The organism is Coprococcus sp. ART55/1, from assembly GCF_000210595.1.
Classification (GTDB): Bacteria; Bacillota; Clostridia; order Lachnospirales; family Lachnospiraceae; genus Coprococcus; species Coprococcus aceti.
In genome coordinates this window covers 2,343,248-2,369,430 of record NC_021018.1, presented here as the reverse complement: position 1 = coordinate 2,369,430, position 26,183 = coordinate 2,343,248, and the positions used below count along the sequence as shown (strand labels likewise).

Annotated in this window: 25 protein-coding genes; 3 read left to right on the top strand and 22 right to left on the bottom strand. The window is 46.5% G+C overall.

Annotated elements, in window-relative coordinates:
• Positions 1-7 precede the first annotated feature (7 nt).
• The 4 genes from CCU_RS10640 to CCU_RS10625 form a co-directional block, all read right to left on the bottom strand.
• Complete coding sequence (locus CCU_RS10640) at positions 8-1,060, bottom strand: AIR synthase family protein (protein WP_015534653.1); 1,053 nt, start codon at positions 1,058-1,060, stop codon at positions 8-10.
• Between the two features lie 223 nt (positions 1,061-1,283).
• Positions 1,284-2,588, bottom strand: coding sequence for an ATP-binding protein (locus tag CCU_RS10635; RefSeq protein WP_015534651.1), 1,305 nt, complete (start codon positions 2,586-2,588; stop codon positions 1,284-1,286).
• Positions 2,589-2,652: 64 nt separating this feature from the next.
• A complete protein-coding gene (locus CCU_RS10630; RefSeq protein ID WP_015534650.1) occupies positions 2,653-4,047 on the bottom strand; it encodes an AI-2E family transporter in 1,395 nt (464 codons plus the stop codon).
• A 53-nt stretch (positions 4,048-4,100) separates the two neighbouring features.
• Positions 4,101-4,751, bottom strand: a complete 651-nt coding sequence (locus CCU_RS10625; protein ID WP_015534649.1) for a 3'-5' exonuclease — start codon at positions 4,749-4,751, stop codon at positions 4,101-4,103.
• A 195-nt stretch (positions 4,752-4,946) separates the two neighbouring features.
• Between CCU_RS10625 and CCU_RS10620 the strand changes: the two genes are divergently transcribed.
• Positions 4,947-5,549 carry an HAD family hydrolase gene (locus CCU_RS10620; protein WP_015534648.1) on the top strand — a complete coding sequence of 201 codons (603 nt, stop codon included), beginning with the start codon at positions 4,947-4,949 and terminating at the stop codon, positions 5,547-5,549.
• Between the two features lie 11 nt (positions 5,550-5,560).
• On the top strand, positions 5,561-7,666 hold the full coding sequence (locus CCU_RS10615; protein WP_015534647.1) for an LTA synthase family protein: 2,106 nt from the start codon (positions 5,561-5,563) through the stop codon (positions 7,664-7,666).
• On the opposite strand, the gene CCU_RS10610 is transcribed toward CCU_RS10615, so the two are convergent.
• The 15 genes from CCU_RS10610 to CCU_RS10540 form a co-directional block, all read right to left on the bottom strand.
• Positions 7,639-9,078 carry an MATE family efflux transporter gene (locus CCU_RS10610; RefSeq protein ID WP_015534646.1) on the bottom strand — a complete coding sequence of 480 codons (1,440 nt, stop codon included), beginning with the start codon at positions 9,076-9,078 and terminating at the stop codon, positions 7,639-7,641. The two genes, CCU_RS10615 and CCU_RS10610, sit on opposite strands and share 28 nt — an antisense overlap.
• On the bottom strand, positions 9,032-9,958 hold the full coding sequence (locus CCU_RS10605; RefSeq protein ID WP_015534645.1) for a patatin-like phospholipase family protein: 927 nt from the start codon (positions 9,956-9,958) through the stop codon (positions 9,032-9,034). Before CCU_RS10605 ends, CCU_RS10610 begins: the two co-directional genes overlap by 47 nt.
• Before the next feature lie 24 nt (positions 9,959-9,982).
• A complete protein-coding gene (hydF, locus tag CCU_RS10600) occupies positions 9,983-11,218 on the bottom strand; it encodes a [FeFe] hydrogenase H-cluster maturation GTPase HydF (RefSeq protein WP_015534644.1) in 1,236 nt (411 codons plus the stop codon).
• Positions 11,219-11,237: 19 nt separating this feature from the next.
• Complete coding sequence (gene hydG / locus CCU_RS10595) at positions 11,238-12,656, bottom strand: [FeFe] hydrogenase H-cluster radical SAM maturase HydG (RefSeq protein ID WP_015534643.1); 1,419 nt, start codon at positions 12,654-12,656, stop codon at positions 11,238-11,240.
• Positions 12,657-12,714: 58 nt separating this feature from the next.
• On the bottom strand, positions 12,715-13,341 hold the full coding sequence (locus CCU_RS10590; protein WP_015534642.1) for a hypothetical protein: 627 nt from the start codon (positions 13,339-13,341) through the stop codon (positions 12,715-12,717).
• 151 nt (positions 13,342-13,492) lie between these two features.
• Positions 13,493-14,218, bottom strand: a complete 726-nt coding sequence (locus CCU_RS10585; protein ID WP_022216968.1) for a lysophospholipid acyltransferase family protein — start codon at positions 14,216-14,218, stop codon at positions 13,493-13,495.
• A gap of 359 nt (positions 14,219-14,577) precedes the next feature.
• Positions 14,578-14,982, bottom strand: coding sequence for an ATP synthase F1 subunit epsilon (gene atpC / locus CCU_RS10580; protein ID WP_015534641.1), 405 nt, complete (start codon positions 14,980-14,982; stop codon positions 14,578-14,580).
• A gap of 13 nt (positions 14,983-14,995) precedes the next feature.
• Positions 14,996-16,384 (bottom strand): F0F1 ATP synthase subunit beta, encoded by a 1,389-nt coding sequence (gene atpD, locus CCU_RS10575; protein WP_022216970.1) that lies wholly within the window; start codon positions 16,382-16,384, stop codon positions 14,996-14,998.
• A gap of 37 nt (positions 16,385-16,421) precedes the next feature.
• Positions 16,422-17,306 (bottom strand): ATP synthase F1 subunit gamma, encoded by an 885-nt coding sequence (gene atpG, locus CCU_RS10570; protein ID WP_022216971.1) that lies wholly within the window; start codon positions 17,304-17,306, stop codon positions 16,422-16,424.
• Positions 17,307-17,347: 41 nt separating this feature from the next.
• Positions 17,348-18,850: a F0F1 ATP synthase subunit alpha gene (atpA, locus tag CCU_RS10565; protein WP_022216972.1), complete on the bottom strand. Its 1,503-nt coding sequence runs from the start codon at positions 18,848-18,850 to the stop codon at positions 17,348-17,350.
• Positions 18,851-18,854: 4 nt separating this feature from the next.
• Entirely contained in the window at positions 18,855-19,370 is a 516-nt protein-coding gene (gene atpH, locus CCU_RS10560) for an ATP synthase F1 subunit delta (protein ID WP_055145112.1), read from the bottom strand.
• Positions 19,351-19,779 carry an ATP synthase F0 subunit B gene (locus CCU_RS10555; protein ID WP_243440887.1) on the bottom strand — a complete coding sequence of 143 codons (429 nt, stop codon included), beginning with the start codon at positions 19,777-19,779 and terminating at the stop codon, positions 19,351-19,353. The genes atpH and CCU_RS10555 overlap by 20 nt, the downstream gene beginning before the upstream one ends.
• A 180-nt stretch (positions 19,780-19,959) precedes the next feature.
• Positions 19,960-20,184: an ATP synthase F0 subunit C gene (atpE, locus tag CCU_RS10550; RefSeq protein ID WP_004852001.1), complete on the bottom strand. Its 225-nt coding sequence runs from the start codon at positions 20,182-20,184 to the stop codon at positions 19,960-19,962.
• A 44-nt stretch (positions 20,185-20,228) separates the two neighbouring features.
• Entirely contained in the window at positions 20,229-20,906 is a 678-nt protein-coding gene (locus CCU_RS10545; RefSeq protein ID WP_071849465.1) for a F0F1 ATP synthase subunit A, read from the bottom strand.
• Between the two features lie 63 nt (positions 20,907-20,969).
• Complete coding sequence (locus CCU_RS10540) at positions 20,970-21,443, bottom strand: HAD domain-containing protein (protein ID WP_015534639.1); 474 nt, start codon at positions 21,441-21,443, stop codon at positions 20,970-20,972.
• Between the two features lie 837 nt (positions 21,444-22,280).
• Between CCU_RS10540 and CCU_RS10535 the strand changes: the two genes are divergently transcribed.
• On the top strand, positions 22,281-23,027 hold the full coding sequence (locus CCU_RS10535; protein ID WP_015534638.1) for a helix-turn-helix domain-containing protein: 747 nt from the start codon (positions 22,281-22,283) through the stop codon (positions 23,025-23,027).
• A gap of 37 nt (positions 23,028-23,064) precedes the next feature.
• On the opposite strand, the gene CCU_RS10530 is transcribed toward CCU_RS10535, so the two are convergent.
• From CCU_RS10530 to CCU_RS10520, 3 genes are all read right to left on the bottom strand, one after another.
• Complete coding sequence (locus CCU_RS10530; protein WP_015534637.1) at positions 23,065-23,955, bottom strand: Precorrin-6B methylase 2; 891 nt, start codon at positions 23,953-23,955, stop codon at positions 23,065-23,067.
• A gap of 116 nt (positions 23,956-24,071) precedes the next feature.
• A complete protein-coding gene (locus CCU_RS10525; protein ID WP_015534636.1) occupies positions 24,072-24,836 on the bottom strand; it encodes a DeoR/GlpR family DNA-binding transcription regulator in 765 nt (254 codons plus the stop codon).
• Positions 24,837-24,927: 91 nt separating this feature from the next.
• Positions 24,928-26,163, bottom strand: coding sequence for a M20 family metallopeptidase (locus CCU_RS10520; RefSeq protein ID WP_208896165.1), 1,236 nt, complete (start codon positions 26,161-26,163; stop codon positions 24,928-24,930).
• Between the last annotated feature and the right edge of the window lie 20 nt (positions 26,164-26,183).

The following is a 26,183-nucleotide window of genomic DNA, read 5'->3' as shown; positions in this document are numbered from 1 at the left end:
ACTCCTCCTATAAAAACCTTGGCGGTGTAAGAAATCTCCTCTCGTCGTCGTGCACCACAACCCTATCGCTTTTTTCCGTAAGATGGCCTATGACTGAAGCCTCATATCCTGCCTCGTATAACTTATCAGTCAGATGGTCTCCGTCTGGAACCACAAAAAGTGCTGCGCCACAACCATCTATCATATACGGATTATCCCCGGTGTGCTCACATATCTCTATTGTCTCCTGAAGTATCGGTATATTGTCATGACATACCTCAAGCCCGCACTTCAGCGCATCTCCCATCTCCCAGAGAGCTGCAAATACGCCACCCCTCGATATGTCGTGTGAATATATACAGCCATGATCTAATGCTATGTCAACCTGGCCGCCAAGCAGTATAAGCTGCTCGAGCTGCTCCACAGGTCTCAGATAGCTCTCCGAATACCTCTCAAAAAGCTCCTTCTGATTATCATAATAGATCTTCAGGGTTCCACCAACACCGGTCTGTCCACACATAACTATATCCATGCCAGCCGGCCATTTCAGTCCTCGCGTACCAGCTACACCATGTCCTGCAGGCATCTGGTATCCGTGAACATCCTGATTCTGCAATTCCTGCATATCCTCGCCCTGACCTGCATGCCTTCCCATCATAGTCACACTTATAACCGGCTCAGATACAGCATTATTCACCTCGGTATGCCCCGTAATAATATCTACTTTATATTCCACACATATGCCCGCAAGCTTTCTGAGCAGTTTCTTCATGCGTCGTTCATCGTCATCAGGCATAACTATGGTATCTACTGCCGCCCATGGCATATATCCGCCAATCCTTATACTGTTGTAAAGTCTCGCTATATCAAGTCTGAGTCCCATATACCCGCTGTCACAGCACACACCAGCCGCAACATTCACGCTTTTAGCTGCGCCGGTGTCTCCGCTACCCCCATCACGCAACAAGAGCCGGGCATAGTCATCTCCTATTCCGGCTCTCGTCACATCGTCGTGGACAGTACGTGGCAGACTCTTAAGTATCGATCGCACCGTCTGGTGCTCTCCAAACTTTCCTCTCATATCTACTCTCCAATTCGACCTGTTTTCCTATTAGAATGCTGAAACTAAAAGTGTAACAACCATTGCGATACACAGAACCACAACAATTATTCTGGATACCAGTGTCTTACCTTTCTTGCTGCTAAGATCTATCATCTTTCCACACTCCTTATCAAAGTATCTTGCTCTACAAAATTAACTTAATAATAACAAAATATAAACCGTAGTTCAACAGCAATTATTTTTACAATCCCTGCCCCTTAAGGTAGTTGATAAACTGCTGTGCAGTACGTCCGCTTATGCCGCCATGTGCAAGCTCCCACTTGTTTGCCTCTGCGCAGAGCTCCTTCTCGTCCATGGTGATGTGCTCCTTCTCAGCAAGTCCCTTGACGATCTCAAAGTATTCCTTCTGTGAAGGTGCGCTGTAGCTGATCGTGACTCCGAATCTGTTGACCAGTGACAGCTTCTCCTGAATGGTATCACTTCTGTGAATACCATTGTTATTCTCCATATCATTCCTGTCGTTCCATGTCTCCTTGATGAGATGACGGCGGTTGGATGTGGCATATATGAGCACATTGTCAGGTCTGATCTCAAGTCCACCCTCGATGACAGCCTTGAGGTACTTGTACTCTATCTCAAATTCCTCAAATGAAAGATCATCCATGTATATGATAAATCTGTAATTTCTGTTCTTGATAAGCGATATGACCTGCGACAGATCCTGGAACTGATGCTTGTATATCTCTATCATACGAAGTCCTCTGTCATAGTACTCGTTGATGATCGCCTTGATCGTGGTTGACTTTCCTGTTCCACTGTCACCAAAGAGAAGTGCATTGTTCGCCTTGCGGCCCTCCACAAATGCCTCAGTGTTGTCCACGATCTTCTTCTTCTGGATCTCATATCCGATGAGATCATCCAGCATGACATCCTCTGTGTTATTTATAGGTACAAACTCCAGATCTCCATGCTCACGGGTGATCCTGAACGCTTTGTTGAGACCGAACATACCAACACCATATGCCTTGTAGAATGATGTCACTATGTCAAATATCTGGTCCTCGTTCTCAGCCTCCTCTATCGCATTGCTGACAGCCTGAACCTTCTCGCTGACATTCTTATTGTACATTCTCTCCTTCTTGCCAATAGACTTGTAATTGTTGATAGTTGAGAAACAATCTATTCCAAGTGCGCTCTCTATCTCTGAGAAATCAAAGTCGAACAGCTTCTTGAATATCCTGAAATCATTCTTTGCAAAATAATTAACTGTTCCGTCATTTGCTCCCACCTTCTCACTGGTTATACTGAATGAGTTCTCATTGGTGATGAGTATAAATGCCAGATAGTTGTGCCACAGATTCTTGTCGAATCCATAGCTGGTCGCAAGATCGAGCAGTCTCTTGATCTGATCATAAATCCGGGCACACAGCTCCGCATTCTCACACCTCTTGAGATCAAAATCCTCAAATATTCCAGACAGCTTCATAAGTATGCTGTCCTCACCAAGATCTCTGTATAAAACCAATTTCGCTATGTCTCTGTACATGTGTATATCCTTCTTTCTGAACGGCTATATGTATCACCACACAGATGATGCCATATATGAGCCGTTATTTCTTTCTCTTCTTGTAGTTTTTATTTCTGTTACTGTTTCTGCCTGTGTTATTTCTTTCTATGTTATTTCTTTCTGTGCTATTTCTGCCTGTATTATTTTTTCCAGAATTGCCGCTTCCGGCTGTACTGCCCGGTGCATTCGACTCATTCGTCCCGGTCTGCCCGGCGTCCACCTTGCTGACATCAGACGCACATTCCTCATCCAGCCTTCCATTCCATCGCCCCTCGGGGATGTTGCATGCCAGATTATATTTCCTCCACGATATGCCCTTGTCTCTGAGTCTCTTAACCACATATTCTTCAGACATCGCATACAGGACGGAGAAAAGCGGTACAAATATGAGCATACCCAGAATGCCCAACATATCACCTCCAAGCATGACCGCCACAAGTACCCATATAGATGGAAGTCCCACCGAACCGCCAACAACATGAGGATATATGAAGTTTCCCTCTATCTGCTGCAACACGACAAATATGATCAGAAACACTATGGCACGCTTCGGATCCTCTACCAGGATCATAATCGTTCCGGCAAAACATCCAACAAATGCTCCAACAACCGGGATCAGTGCAAATACTGCTATGATGATGCTGACCGTAAGCGCATACGGAATACGGAATATGGTCATCGTAATGAAAAACATAAGTCCAAGTATGCACGCCTCAAGGCACTGACCTGAGATGAACTTGGAGAAGGTCTTATCCGCAAGAACACAAGTCTGAATGAATCGGTCCGCCTTTTCTTCCCTGAACACCGCATACAATACACCCTTTACCTGCTTCTCCAGAGTCTCCTTCTGAGCCAGTATGTAGCACGCAAAGAACAGTCCCACCAGAACATCGACCACGGCGCCTACCACACTGCTGGCAATGGAGAACGTGGAAGACAATACACTGCTGCCGCCGTTCTTCACAATACCAACCACATTTGATATAAGTGCATCCCAATTAATATTGATACTCTTTATCTTATCCACTATCTCCGGCTGGTCCTTCATCAGCTTGATCGCCTTCCTCTGTATATCATCCATGGCCGATGGCAGCTTCTCTGCAAACATAGTTATAGTCTTGGACATCTCAGGTATGATCATAGTTATTGCAAACGTGAGAACAGCTATTATGCACAGGAACGACAGTATGAGGCACACTGGTCTCCTGAACCTGTACAGTCTGCTGTCTTTATTCTTAAACAATACCTTTTCAAGTCCCTTCATAGGTACATTCACCACAAATGCTATGGCAAATCCTATGACAAATGGCATGAGTATATTGATGAGCCAGCTGAACATACTGGACACCTTATCAAAATTAAACAGTACATATGCAAACAGCACCACACCGCACAATATAATCACGGTCCTCACTGTATCCCTCTTATTCCAGTTCATGAAGTCCTCCTAATAATCCACATTATTATTCTATGTAGTCATCAATTACATATCTATTCATCCAGATGTATATCTCCAAATGCCTCGGACAGGGAATATGTCAGATTCTTCTTGGGCTTGTACACATCGATGACCGGGGCCATGATCCTGAAAAAATTCTTCTCATCCTTTGAGAGCTTGAACACCTCAGCGGTATTCCTGGCATCCCACAGGGCATCATGCTCTGCCCCCTGAAAGTTTTCTCCCAGATAAAACACAGCGTCCGACAGTGATATCCTTCTTGACGTTCCTATGAGCTTGGCATATTCCTTCTGGAAATCCTTCCACCTTGATATGATACTTTCCAGCCCGGGGTGCGTGTATTCCTTCAGCCTGGCCTCCTTGCGGAGCTGTCTCAGGTCATTCTCACTCCATGCGTATATCACATCGGCATCAGCACACCACTCTATAAAGCTCCCCATGGCAAAAGCATATGAAGGAGCATCCTCCACCATATCATCTGTTATTCCTGTGAGCTTTATTATACGCGAAGCCATGGTTCCATATGCCGGCTTCACATAACTCTTAAACGAATCTATCTCATTATAATCTTCATCCAGTTTAACCGCACCGATCTCTATGATCTCACTCTTACATATTTTCTTTTCCTTCTTATACTCTGAATCTATCATATTCATTTCAAAGTCCACAAATACGTATATCATACACTGTATTTCCCCTTACATTGCCGATTTAATCATTGTAACACTGTGACCGGAAAACTGTAAACAAGCATATTAGGTATTTGTCAGCATTTCCGCAAATATTTGAGTATATTTTTGTCCTATTATGAGTTAAAATTTCTGTGACGACATAATCTGCACTTATACGGCAGCATATGACACGAAAGGAATATACATATGAAAAATATAATCTTTGATATTGGCATGGTCCTCGTAGACTTCCACTGGAAAAGCACCATGGAGAAACTTGGCATACCAGCGGACGTGATAGATACTCTTGATCACAACATGATAAACCTCCCTATGTGGAATCATTTTGACCTGGACGATATGCCTGAGCCAGAGCTCATCAAACGTTTCAAGGAACTCAGCCCGGAATGCAGCAGCTACATAGACCTGTTCATGAACAATCTCGATGAAGTGGTGGACATGTTCCCGGGAGCCGACATGTGGCTCAAGGATCTCAAGTCCAGAGGTTACAACATCTACCTCCTGTCCAACTACCCAAGAAGACTGTTTGCACTCCACACGCCTAGATTCCACTTCCTGCCTTACACGGACGGAAGAGTGGTCTCCTATGAATACCACGTGACCAAGCCAGACGCCGCCATCTATGAGCATCTCTGCAGCAAATATAACCTTGTTCCTGAGGAATCCATTTTTCTTGATGACAGGCAGGCGAATCTCGATGCCGCCGCAAAGCTTGGTTTCCACACTCTTCTGGTCACAGATCCTATAGGAGTGAGGGGCGCACTTGACGACATACTCACACGCGAATAAGGAGATGCCAGATGAAAACAGATACAACTCAAAGCAGACACAGTGGTCTGCTGTGGCGTTCCATATTCTTTCCGCTGGCCTTTATTTATATGGAGCTCCTGTTTCACATTGCAATTTATGGATCTGCAGGCAGCAGCATACTACATCCCCTGACATTTGCGCTGGCATGCGGACTTACCCTGTCAGCACTGACCTCCTTCTGGCACAGATATGCAAATGCAGCCATAGCCTACCTGCTGTGGAGTATATTTACGATCTACTATATTGCACAATTTGTATACTATAAGATATTCAGAACATTTTTGAGTCTGGTGTCCATCGGCGGTGCCCAGGATGCTATGAACTTCAGGACTGTGCTTTTTTCAGCATTGCGATCCAACTGGTATATCATAGTGCTGTTCCTGCTGCCACTTATATGTCTTATCATCATGAACAGGTTCTGGTTTTCATTTGGCAGATGCCGCATCGGGCAGAAGCCTGGTGTGCTCAGGGCAGTGCTGGTGCAGCTGGGTATCTCCGCAGCTGCATGGGTACTTGCCATCTGTATTCTGGCAGTGCACGGGACTGCGGCCTACACTCCATATGCGCTGTTCCACGGACGCTATGTACTTGAACTGTCCATGAACAAGCTTGGAGTCATGGTCACCACGGGAAGAGACTGTGTGACCATGGTGACTCAGAGCAGCCAGAGCAAGACATTTGAGCTTGCAGATATTGAAGATAATCAGTCAGATGCACAGACTGCCGCATCAGATATCAATGCCGCATCTGCGGACGAGACAGATTTTTCATCAGCTTCTCAGACCGGCGGCTCAGATCAGGCGGCAGGATCAACCCAGGCCAACGAGCCTGTATATGTTCCGCAGGTCGATGAAAGCATAGATTTCCAAAGTCTGTATAATCAGACAGATGACGAGGAGCTTAAAAGCCTGACGGCATATTTCTCGGGGGTACAGCCAACTTACACGGACGAATACACCGGCATGTTCGAGGGGTACAATGTGGTATTTGTCACCGCTGAAAGTCTCAGTACATATGGAATATCCAGGGAGGCCACACCGACACTGTACAAGATTTATCACGAAGGCTTTGAATTTACTAACTTCTACAACCCACTGTGGTATCACAGCACCATAGACGGCGAATATACCAACTGCCTCAGCCAGTATCCGGCATCCTCCAAATGGAGCTTTGAGGCATCCGCGGACACCTACCAGCCATACGCCCTCGGCAATATGCTGAACGCACAGGGCTACAAGAGCTACGGCTACCACGACTTTGATGCCACATACTACGACAGAACAAGAACCCATCCGAATATGGGCTACACCACCTTCAAGGCCATCGGCGCAGGATTGGATATTCCTGACCACGTTATGTATTCCGATCTCGAATGTATGGAGGCTGTGTATGGGGATTTCATTCAGGATGACAAATTTAACATGTATTTTATGAGTTTCTCCGGCCATCTGCCTTACAATTACGACAATCAGTATATATGTATGATTAACAGGGAGGGAGCCGAGAATGTCCTCTCTGAAAAAGGGTACTCAGATGAGGCCATAGCCTATGTTGCAGCCCAGATGGAGCTTGACAAGGCTCTGGAATTCCTGATGGATAAGCTGGAAGAGACTGGCAAGCTGGACAACACTCTGTTCATCGTGGCACCTGACCACTATCCTTACGGACTCAGCGACGGCACCTACAACGAGCTTGCGGGCAAGGACATAGAGAGTGATGACTTTGAGCTTCACCACAACCAGTTTGGTATATGGAGCTCATCCATGGAGAAGCCAGTAGTTGTCGACAAGCTCTGCTCCAGTGTGGACATACTTCCAACTGTGTTAAACCTTCTCGGAGCCGACTTTGACTCAAGACTCCTGGCAGGACACAACATTTTGTCCGATTCCGATGAGCTTGTGATCTTCGCGGATCAAAGCTTTATGACCGACAAGGTCAGGTACGATGCCAGCACGGGGGAGACCTCTTACTTCGTCCCTGAGTCACAGATCCCTGATGGATACGTGGATCAGATGATCGAGGAGGTTGAAAACCGGCTGTATATATCGGACGAGATGATAAACACGGACTATTTTTCATTTGTATATAGCAGATAAAAGGCCGAGACAATCCCCGCCAGCACATCGGCGGCGGCCTGGACAAAAGCCACTCCATCTACGCCATACATGCGCGGCAGTATGAATACCAATGGTATAAAACATACTCCCTGCCGCAGGGCGGATATGAGGGTGGCTTTTCCATATGCTCCAAGAGCCTGATAGTACATTCCGGTCACCAGACACACAGCTGCAAACGGCATGGATATGGCATGCGCCCGGAGAGACAGCGCCGCAAGCTGCATAGCTTGAGTGCCACCTTCATGCAAGAATACACCGGCCACCTCGGATACCCACACCCAGGTCGCAGCACCCATAGCGCACATGAATATCACCGCAGTTATCATGGTAAATCTCAGCGACCTTTTCACTCTGGATTCAAGTCCTGCACCATAGGCAAACCCGCACACCGGGGCAAATCCCTGCCCATAGCCCACCAGCACCGCAAATATGACTGCAAATATCTTATTTGCAACTGTGACGCCCGCCATGGCTCCATCTCCGTACTGCCTACAGCTTCTGCTTATCATGACCGCCGCAAGGCACATGAGCCCCTGTCTCAGGAAGGATGGCAGCCCTGTTCTCACTATACGCACCCCATATCTGAAGCTCCACACATCAGACACATGAAGCCTTACCACGCTGCACCTTGACCTGACACATATATACATTATGGCAAGACTTATCCCCTGTCCGGCAAGGGTCGCTATGCCTGCACCGGCTATTCCAAGTCCAAGCACTCTCACCAATATATAGTCAAATAACGCATTTGACAGTCCGCCTGCCAGAATACCCAACAGGGCTAGATACGGCTGCCCCTCAGCCCGCAGGGCATTGTTCAGGACATAAGCACCACACATAACTGGAGCCGCGAGCATGATATATATTCCATACTGCTCCGCAGGAGCAAGACTTGTGTCCGTGGCCCCGAGAAGTCTTACCACATCCTCCCTGAACACGGCAAATATAACCGCCATGACCGCGCCCGACAGTATTCCTCCCGCCAGTGCCGTGGCAAGCGTCTGCTCCGCCTCACGCTTCTTCTGCTTACCGAGGAGTCTCGCTATCTCACTTCCAGCTCCCATGCCCCAGGTGTAACCCACAGCCTGTATCAATGCCATAACAGAGAACATGATCCCAACTGCGGCCACACTGCTTTCTCCAAGATCTGAGACAAAATAAGTGTCCACAATATTGTAGGAGGTTGCAATCAGCATGGTGAATATTGTAGATACCGAAAGTGACAGTATGAGCGAAGGCACAGGAGTCTCAGCCATTTTGCTGTGATTCTCCTGTGCCTTCTTCTGTGTATCCACACTCTCAGGAATGTCCATTCCCGAAAGTATCAATCTGTCATATATTCCATTATCGGGTCTGCTGTGTAACCGCCGTCTGTTGCTGCGCCTGTCCATGTGTGTAGTCCCTGCTTTCTTCCTTACTCTCACGCAGGAATTTCTTAACCTGCTGCAATTTCTCCTTTGCATCGTACACACCCAGCTCATACATGGCCTCGATCATCTCCGGCTTCTTCTCAAGCCTTGATATCTCTATAGTCTCACTCGGTCTGATTATCAACGTATCACCCTCCTTTTCAAGCTCCTCCAGCTTGTCCAGGGTCTTGTTGTAATACATGTGTCTCATGTGACATCTTTTAACGAACTCAGGGTACTCCCTGTACCTTCCGGCCTCCAGCCTGAGCATCTTGTCCGGGCCCTTGCGGTATCCCTCCGGTCTTGTCAGAACTACTATATTTCTCCTGTAGCCCATCCTTCTGAATGCAAATATCGGTATGCTGTCGGATACACCTCCATCCAGCAGCTTCATTCCGTCTACCTCAACAATATTGGACACCAGTGGGAGGGATGCCGAAGCCCTCACCTTATTCACATCCTCAGGCTTTCTCATATCTGTACACTCCAGATACTCCGCCTCTCCTGTATCCAGATTAGAACATCCCACATAGAGCTTCGTAGGATTTGCAAGGAATGCATCGTAGTCAAGTGGATCCAGTTTCTCCGGGATATCGTGGTAGCAGAACTGCTCACCACATATATCTCCTGTAGTTAAAAGGGAGTACAGGCTCATGTAGTGCTTGTTGTTCCTGTACTTCATATTGTAACGCATGTTGCGTCCCCTCTGTCTCGCAACAAAGGAGAGTCCATGTATGGCTCCCGCCGACACCCCTATGACACCGTCGACCTCTATATCATTGTCCATGAACACATCCAGGACTCCGGCGGTATATATGCCTCTCTGGCCGCCGCCCTCAAGTACCAAACCTGTCTTTGCCATATCGATCACCTTTCATCCAAATATTTATATGTCCGTCTTTGTCTGAAAAATCCTCAGACTCCTGTCAAGAATCCCATTCATATGAGCTATAGCAGTTCCATAATTCGTCATCGGGATACTCTGCTGCTCCGCCCTTCCCTGACGACTCTTCATCTCGCGTTCATTCAGCATACAGCCTCCGCAGTGTATCACCAGATCATATCCTGTCAGATCCTCTGGGAATTCCGTTCCGCTGACAAATGTAAATTCAGGCTCAAGTCCTGTGTATCTGCGTATCCATCCTGGCAGCTTCACAGTTCCTATATCATCACACTGTCTGTGATGGGTGCAGCCCTCAGCTATGAGTATCCTTGGAGGTCTGCTGTCCGCATCTGTACGCTGGCCTTCATCCCTCAGCCTGTCCAGGACATATGCGCCATTTACCGCCGCATCAAGCTGCCCTTTAAATCTTGCCATCAGTATGGAGAACGATGTCAGATATATGTCATCCGGCACTATCTTCATAACCTTTGCAAATGCCTGGGAGTCAGTGACCACCAGAGATACATTCCCCTCCAGCCGTCTCAGAGTATCCTCAAGCTCCGTGTCCCTGCACACCACAGCCGTAGCTCCGGTCTCAAGAACATCCCTTATGACCTGCTGCTGCGGAAGTATCAGCCTGCCCTTCGGAGCTGCAGAATCTATCGGTATGACCAGCACCACCATATCACCCGGCTGTATCAGATCTCCGACCAGTCTCCTGGTCATGGTGTCTGTCACCGTGAGCTTTCCTATCAATTCCTTCAGCTCCTCTATTCCCTGTCTGCGCTCTGCGCTGACCCATATGGAATTCTCCGCTGAATTCTGAACCTGTATATCATCCTTAACTAGATCACTCTTATTGTACGCAATTATATAATTTATATTCTTCTCTTTGAAAAGCTCTGTGAGCTCCCTGTCCGCCGCCGAAAGGCCAACCGAACCATCAACCACCAGCACAGCGACATCTATCTTCGCAAGCACCTGTCTGGTCTTCGACACCCTGAGTTCACCCAGCTCGCCGGTATCGTCTATTCCCGGTGTATCTATGATGACCACCGGTCCAAGCGGAAGCAGTTCCATGGACTTGTACACCGGATCCGTGGTGGTTCCCGCCACATCCGACACAACAGCAAGGCTCTGCCCCGTCACTGCATTTACCAGACTGGACTTGCCTGCGTTCCTGCATCCAAAGAAACCTATATGCACTCTGTTTGCCGACGGTGTATCGTTTAAACTCATTTTGCTCCTCCACAATGTGTTAGAATCTAAAATCTCTGTCTCCGTGCTTTATCCTGTCAAGTCTCTCGACCACTATCTGTCTGACTTTCTCATTCGGAATATTCTTCAGCTCATCCTGTATGAGTCTCCTGCCGATCTCCGCGGTCTCCGGCGAAGCATAATCCACCAGATATTCCTCCAGCGTCATGAGTGCGTTCGGATGACAGCAGTTCTGTATCTGTCCGCTCTTGCACAGGCTCATGAACCTGTCGCCGGTTCTGCCCTCTCTGTAACATGCCGTACAGAACGATGGTATATAGCCCTTGGTCATCAGCCAGTTCACAACCTGATCCAGAGTTCTCGTGTCGCTGACATCGAACTGCTCCGACTTCTCATCCTCTGGCTCCGGCTCATAGTAGCCCCCCACACTGGTCTTTGAACCACCGCTTATCTGCGACACTCCAAGCCTTATGATCTCATCCCTGACCGTTGGATTCTCCCTTGTGGAGATTATCATTCCTGTATAAGGAACGGCGATTCTGATACATGCTGCGATCTTACAGAATACATCGTCGCTTATTCCGTTGTCAAATGCCTCTGGATCTATGTCGTCAGCCTTCTTGACTCTTGGCACACTGATGGTGTGCGGACCAACTCCATGAACAGCCTCAAGGTGCTCCGCATGCATCAGCAGCCCCGCAAATTCGTACCTATACTTATCCAGACCAAAGAGCACTCCCAGACCCACATCGTCTATACCACCTTCCATAGCACGGTCCATAGCCTCTGTGTGATATGCATAGTCATGCTTCGGTCCATATGGATGAAGCTTCTCATACGCTTCCTTATCGTAGGTCTCCTGGAAGAGGATGTACGTTCCAATTCCTGCCTCGTGCAGCTTCCTGTAGTTCTCCACTGTGGTCGCCGCTATATTTACATTTACACGCCTTATTGCACCGTTCTTGTGCTTGATGCTGTATATCGTGTCTATACACTCCAGGATGTACTCGATAGGATTCATCTGAGGATCCTCACCGGCCTCAATGGCCAGTCTCTTGTGACCCATATCCTGCAGTGCTATGACCTCCCGTCTCACCTCTTCCTGGGTGAGCTTCTTTCTGGCTATATGCTTATTCTTGATGTGATACGGACAATACACACACCCATTTACACAGTAGTTGGACAGATACAGCGGCGCGAACATAACTATTCTGTTGCCGTAGAAGTCCTTCTTAATCTGCTCCGCCAGATCATATATCTCATTTATCTTGTCCGGCATCTCACACGCAAGAAGCACGGATGCCTCCCTGTGGGTAAGCCCCTTCCTGAGCTTTGCCTTCTCTATGATACTGTCGATAAGCTCCACATTGTCCTTGTTCTGATCCGCATAGTCCAGCGTCTCACGGATCTCGCCATCATCTATGAAGTCCTCTGCCTTCATGGATCTCACATCATACATTTTTTGTCAGCCTTCTTTCTTGTATACTGTATGCCCTTCCAATCTTATACACACAATATTATTCAGTGATCTCCGCCTCTGTTGTCTCCTCACTGTCAGCATCCCCGGAATCGACCGGCGTACTCATGCTGTCTATTTCATCCGGCATACGGACATAGTCCACATACCAGCCATCGTCGCACTTCAACATACATTCCTGAACGTGTACCGTGACCTCGCCGCCATCCTTGCCTGTCACTATCCAGTCGGCTTCCACACTTCTGTACTGGGACACGCCCTTAACTCCGTTGTCCGCAAATTGCTGCTGCACATCCTCTATATTGCTCACCGCCTGTATATCGGTGACCTTGCACTCGATCGTATCTATATCCCCGACCTGCTCATCTGTATACGCTCTGAACTTGTTTATATATATGTCCTGTATGTCACTCACCGACAAAACCTTTGACGAATCCTCAAACTTCTTCACGTATCCCGGGGCTATCATGTCAGCCATCTCTCCGCCATCGCCAAATGCGTATATGCGGGCGGTCTCCTTTGCCAGCTTGTCCGCCTGATATGAAAATCTGTAATAGATCACATAAAATACCGCAAATACTACCACGATCGCCACTGCCAGAACTATTATAAGCTTCTTGAGGAATCCGCTTTTTTCATTACTGTTTCTCTCTTTACTCTGTCCCATATCTCTACTTCCCAATCCTTGTTTTTGTGGTTAAATACCCTTTTATATTGTATTCACCTGATTTGATATAGTCAACACCAAGCTTCCGTAACACCCGAACGGGCAGATCATCAACATGACCTGCCCGTTCAGAATAATTATCCATATATCGTTACCAACAATTCATTGTCTCCATCGTATCAAGCTTCCTCTGGATCTTGTCAACGACCATATCCCTGATCTCTGTGGTCGTCTTATCCGCTATAACCTCATATGGGATCGGCTCCAGAAATGCAAGCTGTGTCGTCACACGCCTCAGTGACCATCCCTCAAATGGCTTGAAGGAATCATACAGCACGACTGGAACGATAGGACACTTCGCCTTCTTGGCGATCTTGAAGCTTCCCGGCATGAACTCCTTGAGCTCATTGTGACTGTGATCGTATCCTCCCTCCGGGAATAAAATATATCTCCTTCCCGCCTTGATCTCCGTGGATACATCGTTTATAACCTGTACCTGCTGCTTTATGTCTTCCTTGTCAAGTCTCTGTGCCTTCACAAGATCCGTAAGCTGATCTGCTATGAACAGCTTCGACCTCTTGGCATCCATGACATACGTAATCGGTTTGTCATGGGAAACTATAACTCCCAGTACATCATACTTACCCTGATGATTGGCATACATGATATATCCGCCCTCCTTAGGAAGGTTCTCCATACCCGTGGCAACCGTCTTGATAAAAGCACGACGTCTCACATGATTACACATAACCTGTGCCATCTGATAACATATATCCTCACCATATTTTTCCGGGTGTCTAGCATAATACGACATCTTTGGCACATAGTACATGATCAGAAACAAGCACGAAACTATTACCCAAATAAATCTTAACATAAATACCTCTAACCAAATACCTTTAACTCAAAAATGTGTGCATATACATGCACACGTCCTCTTTTTCATAAACTCTTATATACATAGTTCACTGTATATACAGTTCACCATATACTATCTAGTAATTTTCTCAGTAAAGGCAAAAGTTGTCAAGTAACATTTTATCTATTGTGTCTGCACATAAAAAGGCAACGCCACATCGGTTTCATCGTCCCGCTGCTGGCACTGCCTTTTATAATAGACTCGAAGTCCCGCGCTGACGCGCTCTATGTTCGGCTTACGCCGAACGACTTCTCGTTAAAACCGCTTGAAACCCCCAAATGCCTGCAAGCAGGCGCTTGGGGTTTCTGCGCTGGGTTTTATATCTTCTCTGTTACTTTGAGTCTTGTGAGTGCACGGGCAAGTGATGCCTCGCTCTGCTTGTATTCCTTCAGACTCTCTTTCTGTCTGAGTCTCTCTTCCGCTCTGATCTTTGCCTCCTTGGCTCTGACCCTGTCGATATCCTCCGGCTTCTCTGCGGAATCCACGATAAGGACAACTCGGTTATTTACTATCTGAACAAAGCCCTCACCGACAACACCGACTACCTGCTCACCCTTGCTGGTGGTAATCCTGATCTCGCCTATGCTGGTGGCTATGACCATGTTCTCGTGATGTGCAAGAACCGCTTTCTCTCCATCTTCAAGTGGAAGAATGATCTTCTCTACTCGGCCTTCGAAGAATATCTTATTGCTGGAAATAACTCTCAGATAAAATGTATTCATCTACGCACTTCCTTTACTGACCTTTCTCGGCCTTTTCCTTTACTTCCTCTATAGTACCTACATTGAAGAATGCCCACTCAGGATACTCGTCCATCTCACCGTCAACGATCATCTTGAAGCCCTTGATCGTATCCTTGAGACTTACATACTTTCCAGGAATACCTGTGAAGTTCTCAGCAACATGGAATGGCTGTGACAGGAATCTCTGAACCTTTCTGGCTCTGGTAACTGTAAGCTTATCCTCATCTGACAGCTCCTCCATACCGAGGATTGCGATGATATCCTGCAGCTCCTTGTACTTCTGAAGTATCTCCTGTACACGTCTTGCAACATTATAATGCTCCTCGCCGACTATATCAGCCTCAAGAATTCGTGAGCTTGACTCCAGCGGATCTACTGCCGGATAGATACCCTGCTCAACGATCTTTCTTGAAAGAACTGTATTTGCATCCAGATGCGCAAATGTTGTGGCTGGGGCAGGATCTGTAAGGTCATCGGCTGGCACATATACGGCCTGGACTGACGTGACTGATCCTTCCTTGGTAGAAGCGATTCGCTCCTGAAGCTCACCCATCTCATTTGCAAGTGTTGGCTGATAACCAACGGCTGATGGCATACGTCCAAGAAGTGATGAAACCTCTGAACCTGCCTGTGTAAATCTGAATATATTGTCGATGAACAGAAGCACATCCTGATGATTTACATCACGGAAATACTCTGCCATTGTAAGTCCTGTCTCTGCAACTCTCATTCTGGCTCCAGGTGGCTCATTCATCTGTCCGAACACCAGGGCGGTCTTGTCGATAACGCCTGACTCGCTCATCTCTGTCCACAGATCATTTCCCTCTCTTGAACGCTCTCCAACACCGGTGAATATTGAGTATCCACCATGTACGGATGCGATATTCTGGATAAGCTCCTGGATAAGGACTGTCTTACCAACTCCGGCACCGCCGAACAGACCGATCTTACCACCCTTTGAGTAAGGTGCAAGAAGATCTATGACCTTGATACCTGTCTCAAGTATCTCAATGACAGGACTCTGATTCTCAAATGTTGGCGGCTCTCTGTGAATTACCCAGTGCTCTGTGTCTGAGAGATCCTCCTTGCCATCTATTGTCTCACCAAGCACGTTGAACAGACGTCCAAGTGTCTGATTTCCTACTGGAACTTTGATTCCTGATCCGGTCGCAACGACTTCCATATCTCTTGAAAGTCCCTCGCTGGCGGACAGCATGATACATCTTACTGTATTATTTCCTACGTGCTGTGCTACTTCCATAACACATTTTTTTCCATGATTATCTACTTCAAGAGCATCCTTGATGTATGGCAGATCGTTGTCTGGAAATTCTACGTCTACGACAGGTCCCATGACCTGTACTATCTTACCATTTTTCAAAACATCAGACCTCCTTTACAATTATTTATTGAGCTTATTAGCTCCTGTCTCTCTGAGCTCTGGCGCCGCCCGCGATCTCTGTGATCTCCTGCGTTATGGCTGCCTGCCTTGCTCTGTTGTATTTGATATTGAGATCATCCAGCATCTCCTTGGCACTCTTTGTGGCTGAGTCCATCGCCATCATTCGGCTGTTCTGCTCACTGCAGAAGGACTCTACCAGAGCGCCGTATATATATCCCATGACACAGTTTGGCACGATTCGGTCAAGCACTGCCTTCGGTGAAGGCTCCATGGTAATCTCCTCGTGGAACACATCCGCAGGAACGCCTGCGAAGTCAGTCCTCTTCATAGGGAGGAGCTGTATCATCTGCGGTTCAACGACCACACTGCTCTTCATGTTGGTATATATGATGTATACCTCATCTATATCGCCATTCTCATAGTTCTCAAGCATCTTGTCCGCTATGACTCTGGCTCTGTGAAGACTAGGATTCTGCGCTGTATACTGGAAATGTATATCTATAGGCACTCCCTTCTTTGCGAAGTAGTGTCTTCCCACCTGGCCGACTACATACAGCTCACTGTTTGGGTGGGCTGCAAGCTCCTGCTCAGCGATCTTGATTACATTGTGGTTGTAGGCACCAGCCATACCTTTGTCGGCGGTAATGACCAGATAACCTCGCCTTCTGTCCTCTTCCTTGATTCCCTCTCTGCTGTCGAAGTACAGATGCTCCATCTCAGGAACATGTCTGAGCATTCTGGCAAGAGCAACCTGGAGTGTGTAGAAGTAAGGCTCCGTGTTCTCAAGATCTGTCCTCGCCTTTTTAAGCTTGGAAGATGAGATCATATACATTGCATTGGTGATCTTCTGAGTATCCTTGATACTCTTTATTCTATTCTGGATTTCTTTGGTATTTGCCAATCAAATCACCTCTCAACGAATCTTCTTATTTCTCCTGAAATCTATCTCTCGATAAACTCCTTAGCGGCTGCGACTATCTTGTCCTTCAGCTCATCGGTAAGCACCTGCTTCTCCTCGATCTCATCCACGATATCCTTATGGGCACTGTGGAAGTATTCAAGCATCTCAAGTTTCTTCTTCTTGACCTCTGAAACCTCAACTGGAAGGAATACCTTATTGGTAGCTGCTACCAGAATGATAACCTCCTCGGCCATTGACAGCGGATTACACAGAGGCTGCTTTAAAAGCTCCATAAGTCCCTTGCCATACTGAAGCTGTTCCTTGGTGTTCTCATCAAGATCTGAACTGAACTGTGTGAACACCTCCATCTCTCTGTACTGTGCCAGATCGATACGGATACTTCCTGCGGCCTTCTTCATCGCCTTTGTCTGCGCTGCACCACCAACTCGTGATACCGACAGACCAACGTTGACAGCAGGTCTCATACCTGAGAAGAACAGATCGCTCTCGAGGAATATCTGTCCATCTGTGATAGATATAACATTTGTAGGTATATAAGCAGATACATCGCCTGCCTGTGTCTCGATAATAGGAAGGGCTGTGATGGAGCCTCCGCCCAGCTCATCCTTAAGCTTACTTGATCTCTCAAGAAGTCTTGAATGGAGATAGAATACATCTCCAGGATATGCCTCACGTCCTGGTGAACGTCCGAGAAGCAGTGACAATGTTCTGTAAGCAACAGCGTGCTTTGACAGATCATCGTACACGATCAGCACATCCTTGCCCTTATGCATGAAATACTCAGCGATCGCTGTACCTGAATAAGGCGCAATATACTGAAGTGGTGCTGAATCACTTGCTGTAGATGCAACGACTATCGTGTAGTCCATGGCATCATATTTGTTCAGGTTATTTACAACCTTGGCTATTGTTGAAGCCTTCTGGCCTATAGCCACATATACACAGATGACATCCTTGCCCTTCTGATTCAGAATGGTATCTATCGCTATGGATGTCTTACCTGTCTGTCTGTCTCCTATGATCAGCTCTCTCTGTCCTCTTCCGATTGGGAACATGGCATCTATCGAGAGGATTCCTGTCTGAAGCGGCTGGTTGACCGACTTACGATCAACTATGCTTGGAGCCGGATTCTCTATTGGACGATAATCCGTTGACTCTATGCTGCCCTTTCCATCTATAGGTGCTCCAAGGGCATCAACTATACGTCCGATAAATGCATCGCCTACAGGGATGCCTGCACGCTTTCCCGTTCTGCTGACCTTTGTTCCTTCTTTGATTCCTGTATCACGACCGAACAGAATACATCCTATCTCTGTTCTTCTGATATCCTGAACCATACCTTTGACACCATTCTCAAAAACAACGATCTCACCGTACATGGCATTGTCTATACCGTATACGGTTACGATTCCATCACCTACATAGATGACCTTACCGACTTCTTTGTCCCTGGAGTCAAAATCATAATTCTCTATCTCTTCTTTGAGTATAGAAATAATATCCTCTGAACTAATTGAACTCAATTTATCACCTCATAACCAGTTTCTGTCTAAGGGATTTGTACCTGCCCAGAATGCTTCTGTCGTACTCGCGGTCTCCCGTTCTTATGACAAATCCACCTATCAATTCTTTTTTCTCCACCATAGAAAGCTGTACCGCCTTGCTTCCATACTCTTTCATAAGGAAGTTCTCGATACCTGCCTTCTGCTTATCAGTTGGCGGTGTGACATAATAGAGAGTTGCCGAAAGGATATCCTGCTGCTCTCTGGCATACTTCTCATACTCGTCAAATATGTCATGTATCATGTCAAATCCATCGTTGTCACACAGGGTCTTCATGAAATTTACCAGATCCTTATTGCCAAATCTGTCAAATACCCTGTCAACGACCTTGCGCTTGTCCGCGTGGCTGACCACCGGATCTGCCAGTGCATATACCAGCTCCGGACTACCATCCACAAGCGCCTTTATCTCCTCCACCATGTCCTGACTGATTCCAAGCTGATAGAGGACAATTCCGTAATTAATTGCCTTCTGTGTCACCTGAATCACCTACTTCATTCAAAAACTCGTCATACATGGCAGCTCCTGCTGATTCCGCATCACCTTCACCGCCCACGATCTTGCCGGCTGCTGCCATTGCAAGCTCTGCGATCTGTGACTGCATATCAGAAAGTGCCTTGTTCTGCTTGATCTCTATGGTCTTCTCCGCATCCTTTATCATCTTGACTGACTTTGCATCAGCCTGATCTATGATACGGCTGTACTCATTCTGGGCCTCCACACGGGATTTCTCACGGAGATCCCTGCACTCAGCATCAACCCCTGCAAGGGTATCCTCATACTGAGACTTGAGTTTCATTGCTTCAGCCTTCTGATTGTTGGCATCCGATATGGTGCCAGCGATCATATCTTCTCTCTTCTTGATGACATCGTTGAGCGGTCCTATCAAGAACTTCTTCAAAAGAAGAAACAGAACTATTAAGTTGATAATGGTGATGCTATTGTAGAAAATTCTATATCAATCATATAGCCACTCCTATCTTTCTGTTTCTATTATCCGCATCTCTTCTGCAATTCCAGATTTCTATTAGATATTTCTATTAAAATATCCATCTGACCAAAAATCTGATTACTTAAGAAGAATGATTGCAAGAAGTCCGATTACGAAACCGTAGATAGCTGTTGCCTCTGCAAGGGCACAACCGATGATAAGAAGCTTTGTGATCTTTCCGTCTGCCTCCGGCTGTCTAGCTACAGCCTCAACTGCCTTTGATGTTGCAAGACCGATTCCAAGTCCTGCGCCAAGTCCTACTAATGCTGCTATACCTGCTCCAATTGCTAATAATCCGTTCATATCATTTTCTCCTTCTTATTTTCATTTTTAAAATCAGATAATCTTTACTCCATCGCTTCCTGCATGTAAAGCGTAGTCAGGAAAGTAAATACAAATGCCTGTAAAAATCCATCAAAAAAATCAAAGTACAGGCTGAGTGGGATAGGGACAATGAGTGGAACTACTGCCTCTATCAGCTTCATGATGACGAATGCTCCGAGAACATTACCAAAAAGTCGCATACACAGCGACAGCGGCTTGATGACAAGCTCAAGTACATTAAGCGGTGCAACTATTGCTACCGGCTCTGCAAAACTCTTGACCCAGCCTTTTGTCCCCTTTCCTCGTATTCCTGCCACCTGTACGAGTATGATACTCATGATGGCCAGTGAGGCTGTCACATTCAGATCCTTTGTCGGTGGTTTAAAGCCAAATACACCCATGATGTTGGCCATGCCGATGTACAGAATAACCGTTATCAGATACGGAACATACTTCATGCCCGCCTCTCCGATAACACCTTTGAACAGGTTGTTAAAAGTAGTTATTATGGTCTCCAGCACAAGCTGTTTCTTACCCGGATTCTCAACTTTGAGATTCCTTACAAGGATAATCGACAACAGCACAAGCACTGCCATAATGATCCATGTTACCACCACAGATTCCGTTACCGGTATTCCACCAAATATTGGTATTGTAAATACTGTTTTGCATTGGAGTTCATTGGATAACTCTTCTGCCAGATCCGTAAGACATCACTTCCTTTCACACTGTTTTATTGTATGTCAAAATGCTATTCCAGTTTATTATTGGTTTATTATAGAAATAGCATTCATGGCATCTGCCTCAGACAGCCCCACAAGTACGTTCTCTGTGTTGATCCAGTGAGAATCGAGTTCATGAGCCTCCCAGTCCATATCCATATCATCCAGTATGACATATCCCTCTACGGAATTCGCAGTCACATAATCCTTGACTGCACAGGCTCTGGTATAATCCCCATACTTGCTTCTGAGCTCATCCCCTGAAGAAGTTGCCCCATATACTTCCATTCCAGCATCGGCAAGTCTGCCTATCAGTTCTCTTACATGAGCTTTACTGACATCCTTATCAATCACCTGTTTTCTCCAGTCACTGGTCATAACCAGCTTAGCATGTGTGGCATCAACTATCATTTTAAGATTCGCCACATTCTTTGGATTGATAAACTCCCCTTGTTTATCACACAGGAATTTTTCTGAATTCAGTACACCGTCTACATCAAAAAATACTACATTCATACGGTCATACTCCCCTATCTTTTTTTCTAAAAAGCTACTCTCGCTCCTTGCTTGCGTATTTTATCACCATTCAAAACAAATTTAAAGTCATTTATTTGCCCTTATAGTCAAATTTTAATCATTTTTTATTTTTGTATTATTTTTCGTAACAAAAACAGTTTTTTGTCACAGTTTTCCCAAGAAGCCCGCATAAAACCTAGTGTATCACCAGTTTATACTTTTTTTATAATTTTAACATTTCGTTTATAATTAGCTTTTCTTCCAAATCATCAAAGTAAAATTCGCCACTCCCATCACCCTTCCGCCAGAAACAGGCTGGGTATTCTTCCGCGGCTGTATATCATCTGCTATATATGTGGTATCGGTAGCGAATACGACTGAGCTTCGATGCTTCTTGCCGAGTTGGAAGCCGCATCGCCCTTATCGCGGCCGGAAACGAGTGCATATAGAAGCTAAGCCGAAGCGAAGGAAGTAGAGCGTGATACCACATATATAGCAGATGATATACCCGCCCCGCGGAAGAATACCCAGCCGTCCGTCCTTCGCCCCCACGAAAAAAGGCTATCTCGTGTTCGACGCCCTAACGCTCGACACGTGATAGCCTTGTTCCCTCTGCCGTAATCCGTCACCCCCATTGTGACAGACTATTGTAGAAAATGACCCCCTTGTCATCTCTCGATGTAACAGATAAATTCATTATATCATATTTAATTTCATATTAAAGAGCAGTTCATACACTTTCCTGCGCATACACAAATCGCAAAAGTGTATATTCTTACACTTTTCAACTGGACAAGCCTGTTTCTTCTATTATATAATGTTACTGAGGTGAATTACATGCAGCAACAATACGATATAGGGAAAAGACTCAGGGAAGTCATGGCTGAACGCGGGGTTACGATCAGTCAGTTAGCTGAGTTGACAGATGTCTCTGAGGATACGATAAAAGCCATCAGGAGCGGCAAGACCAAGAGCCCGGGAATACAGCTTATGATATCCATCGCAGACGCACTTGGATGTACCATGGATGGATTTCTCCATAGGCGCAGCCTTACGGACGAGGAATTGTATCTCCTGCAAAAATACAGAACACTCAACATCCACGGCAAGCGGATGGTCATGCTAATGGCGGACTCTGAAGATCACATGCAGAAGAAGCTTCCTTCAGCGGATGCGTACCGCGCCAAAACGCGCAGGATTCCGTGTATTTCCTCAACTCACACGCTTGCTTCCAATTCAGACTACTCAACACACGCGACAGAATTTATAGAGATACCCGCCGATTATTTTCCAAATGCAGATTATTGTCTGAGGCTCACGACCAATATGCTCCATCCTATCTATATTAAGGATGATATTATAGCCGTGGAACAAAACTTTCCTCATTTCGGAGATATTGCGTTATTCCTGAACGAGAATGGAGTCGAGATGATCAGAAAATATACAGAAAAGGATGGCTCACCATACCTTGAAGCTGTCAGCAGATGTGATAGATCCCTGTATCTCACAAGTGATATCATTTGTCTGGGAACGATCCTCGGAATCGTCCGTCTGGAGGACACAAGAAAACCGCCTATTACATAAAGGCGGTTTTTCTTATATATAAATATTATGATGTCGATTACTCTGCTCCACCGGTGATAAGCCATGGTGACGGCTGGGTAACGAACATGTTGTCCTTGTTGGTTTTGGATACAGATATCTGAATAGCCTCCATATTCTTTATTCCGAGCTTGTCAAATATGAGCTTTGCCTGTGCAAGTATTCCAAGATCAAGTGTGTATATGACAAACTGCATATTCGGATTGATCTTGAGCAGTCTCTCCATATCTGACTCCAGATAATGATTTGCAACTATGAATGCCAGTCTCGGAACAGGTATGGCTGCCAGAGTCTCCTCGCTCATATCTGGGATTATCTGTACATTATGTACTCCGAACTTGTCAACATTCTCCTCCATGGATCTTCTCGAACCCTCGTCCGGCTCAACGGCTATAATGTTGCCCTCGCTTGCCACGATCGCAGCCTCAATGACTATACTCTCGGCCTGGAGTGCCAAGATGGTGTCATGCGTATCCACATCCAGCAGACTCATGATGACTGCTCTTATCTCCTTGCCGACATAGTGTACTGTTCCAGCCGAGAAGAAATCATTTGCAATTCCGTATCTGACGGATTCCCTTGTCTTCTCATTCATGATGAATATAACTGTTGACCCTGTTATCTTCCTGTTCAGCACCTTCTCCAACTTGTCATGATGAACCTCGCCGCCGGGCTCCACACCCTCTGCATACCACATGTCATACTCGCCAAAGCCCTTCTCCCAAAGCGTGTACAACAGATCCTCATGACTCTGATCTGCAAATATAAGAACTCTCTTGTGTGTGTCTATAGTCGGAACAACGTTCTTCTGCTTTCCGCATATATTCAGCATCTTTATCTTCTCAGGACTGACCTTCATCATGTCTGCAAAATAGCCAAGCCAACTGAGCATATCCTTGTTCTCGTACATAACCATAACCCTCCTTTAGTTGTCCGTCCAATCTTTTATATAGCACATTTATTATACTATTTTATCGATCTTCTGTACACCCAAAGAGAGGCAAACAGACACTTTTTTGACTGTCATCAACTTACCACGTTCAGCTTGTGATCTCTATACATATTGTATACGGACTCCGGAAGCTTATCGTCGGTTATGATGGTGAATTCCGGCTGGAGATCACTGAGCTTGAAATCTCCCTTTGTCTCGAATTTCGTGCTGTCCGCCAGCAGAAATACCTCGCTAGCATGGCCTATCAGCATGCACTGATTCTCATAGGTCTCCCTTATAAAATCATGTGCGCCATCCTCGACCGAAAGTGCCGAAGGTACTACAAATGCCTTTGAAAAATACAGTTTCTGCATCGCCTCATGTGTCAGGAAGCCATAAAACAACTTCTCCTTCGGGAGATATTCACCGCCCAGCAGGGTTATCCTGTAATTTCCACATTCCGATAATATGGAGAACACCTCCGAGGAATAGGTTATGACGGATAGTGAGTCAAATTTGCGCGCCTTCAATGCCATGGCGAACAATGACGCCGTGCTGCCTGAATCTATCGCTATGGTGTCTCCATCCTTCACATACTCAAGCGCTTTCCTGGCTATCTGCTCCTTGAGTTCCATATTGGATGTGCCCCTGACATCCATATCCTCAAACCGGTATCTCTTCTTCACAGAAACCGCACCGCCGTGTACCCTCGTGAGCATGTTGTTATTTTCAAGATCCTCAAGATCACGTCTCACCGTCTCGGTCGACACGCCCAGCAGCTCAACCAGTCTGGCAACAGTAACCGAATGATTAAGATTTACCTGATCTAATATTATCTGTTTACGCTGATCTGCTAACATCTGTCCCCTCCCTTACTTCCTTATAAACTGAGCCCTATGTTTTCTAACCTGCAACATGATTGTATCAAAATAAGCGGGGCCGTGTAAACCTTTATTCCGGCATATCCAGTCCATACAGCCTGCAGAGAACCGCAGTATATCCCTCTATACAGTCGAGGATCCTGTCGATCTCCACATGCTCCTGTGCCTGATGCGCCTGACTCATCATCGCACCCGAATATCCTATAGTCGGTATGTTGTATTTACCGCATATAACGCTTCCGTCGGTTCCAAACTGCCAGTATATCTTCTCAACATCCTGACCAAGCTCCTTAAGCGTCCTGTATGTCAGCTCGACATACTCATTATCCTTGCCGGTCACCCACGCCGGATGCTGCTTTGCCGCCTCCGCCTCATAACCGGTGTAACACGTCCTCTTATTCATTCTCGGATGAACGACAGCTCTGAGCTCAGGATCCTTTTTCTTCTGCTCATCCAGGAATTTCTGAACCCTGCTCACCGTATCCTCTATGGTCATAGGTGGCACATATCTCTGATCCACTGTGATCTCACAATAGTCCGGCACACAGGAATACTTCTGTCCCGGTGTTACCACCACATCAGTGATGACCATGGACGTCTTACCCATCTCATGTACGAGCGGTTCACTGCCAAAGTTATGCATGATCGCATCCATTATAGGGAGCGCTTTCTCAACAGCATTTATGCCCTCCTGCGGAGCGGACGAGTGCGCCACCTTACCGTACACCTCTATGACAAGCTCGATCTTGCCTCGCTGTCCGATGGCAAGATTGCCGTCTGACGGCTCCCCCAGATAGCACAGGTCAACATCAAGGCCGTGCTCCGGAAGAGTGTGCTCCATAAGATAAATCGTTCCGATACTCTCCGCCGGCTCCTCATAGACGACTGCAGCAAATATAAGATTGCCCGATATCTTCGCCCCGGCATCCACCAGCTTTTTGATCTCCATAAATGCAAAGAATTCCGAAGTCAGGCCAGCAAGCATATCGCTTATGCCTCTGCCGTATAACTTTCCATCCTCCACCTTCGGTTCAAATGGCGAATACGGACTCCATGCATCTATGCTTCCCTCAGGCACAACATCCATATGTCCAGTCAGAAGCACGTTTGGACCGTCGCCCTCTCCGCGGATGACTCCGACCACGTTGCCGCACTCATCGCGGAAATGCTCAATACCAAGCTCCTCCATGGCCTGCATAAACACCTCCGAGGTGGCTTTCTCCTCCCCGGAATATGCCTGTGCGCGTATATTCTTACTGACAAATTCTACCCATGAATCTTCCATATTCTTATAATAATCCTTCATGCTATACATCTCCCTTTCCT

What these genes read in the sequence shown, in the direction of transcription:
- hydF (WP_015534644.1), bottom strand. Translation starts at nt 11,218, where the DNA reads ATGAGTTTAAACGATACACCGTCGGCAAACAGAGTGCATATAGGTTTC.
- CCU_RS10610 (WP_015534646.1), bottom strand. Translation starts at nt 9,078, where the DNA reads ATGGACAGGCGCAGCAACAGACGGCGGTTACACAGCAGACCCGATAAT.
- CCU_RS10640 (WP_015534653.1), bottom strand. Translation starts at nt 1,060, where the DNA reads ATGAGAGGAAAGTTTGGAGAGCACCAGACGGTGCGATCGATACTTAAG.
- CCU_RS10620 (WP_015534648.1), top strand. Translation starts at nt 4,947, where the DNA reads ATGAAAAATATAATCTTTGATATTGGCATGGTCCTCGTAGACTTCCAC.
- CCU_RS10630 (WP_015534650.1), bottom strand. Translation starts at nt 4,047, where the DNA reads ATGAACTGGAATAAGAGGGATACAGTGAGGACCGTGATTATATTGTGC.
- CCU_RS10535 (WP_015534638.1), top strand. Translation starts at nt 22,281, where the DNA reads ATGCAGCAACAATACGATATAGGGAAAAGACTCAGGGAAGTCATGGCT.
- hydG (WP_015534643.1), bottom strand. Translation starts at nt 12,656, where the DNA reads ATGTATGATGTGAGATCCATGAAGGCAGAGGACTTCATAGATGATGGC.
- CCU_RS10590 (WP_015534642.1), bottom strand. Translation starts at nt 13,341, where the DNA reads ATGGGACAGAGTAAAGAGAGAAACAGTAATGAAAAAAGCGGATTCCTC.
- CCU_RS10530 (WP_015534637.1), bottom strand. Translation starts at nt 23,955, where the DNA reads ATGTACGAGAACAAGGATATGCTCAGTTGGCTTGGCTATTTTGCAGAC.
- CCU_RS10615 (WP_015534647.1), top strand. Translation starts at nt 5,561, where the DNA reads ATGAAAACAGATACAACTCAAAGCAGACACAGTGGTCTGCTGTGGCGT.
- CCU_RS10540 (WP_015534639.1), bottom strand. Translation starts at nt 21,443, where the DNA reads ATGAATGTAGTATTTTTTGATGTAGACGGTGTACTGAATTCAGAAAAA.
- atpC (WP_015534641.1), bottom strand. Translation starts at nt 14,982, where the DNA reads ATGAATACATTTTATCTGAGAGTTATTTCCAGCAATAAGATATTCTTC.
- CCU_RS10635 (WP_015534651.1), bottom strand. Translation starts at nt 2,588, where the DNA reads ATGTACAGAGACATAGCGAAATTGGTTTTATACAGAGATCTTGGTGAG.
- atpE (WP_004852001.1), bottom strand. Translation starts at nt 20,184, where the DNA reads ATGAACGGATTATTAGCAATTGGAGCAGGTATAGCAGCATTAGTAGGA.
- CCU_RS10625 (WP_015534649.1), bottom strand. Translation starts at nt 4,751, where the DNA reads ATGATATACGTATTTGTGGACTTTGAAATGAATATGATAGATTCAGAG.
- CCU_RS10585 (WP_022216968.1), bottom strand. Translation starts at nt 14,218, where the DNA reads ATGTTAAGATTTATTTGGGTAATAGTTTCGTGCTTGTTTCTGATCATG.
- CCU_RS10605 (WP_015534645.1), bottom strand. Translation starts at nt 9,958, where the DNA reads ATGGCAAAGACAGGTTTGGTACTTGAGGGCGGCGGCCAGAGAGGCATA.
- CCU_RS10525 (WP_015534636.1), bottom strand. Translation starts at nt 24,836, where the DNA reads ATGTTAGCAGATCAGCGTAAACAGATAATATTAGATCAGGTAAATCTT.
- CCU_RS10520 (WP_208896165.1), bottom strand. Translation starts at nt 26,163, where the DNA reads ATGAAGGATTATTATAAGAATATGGAAGATTCATGGGTAGAATTTGTC.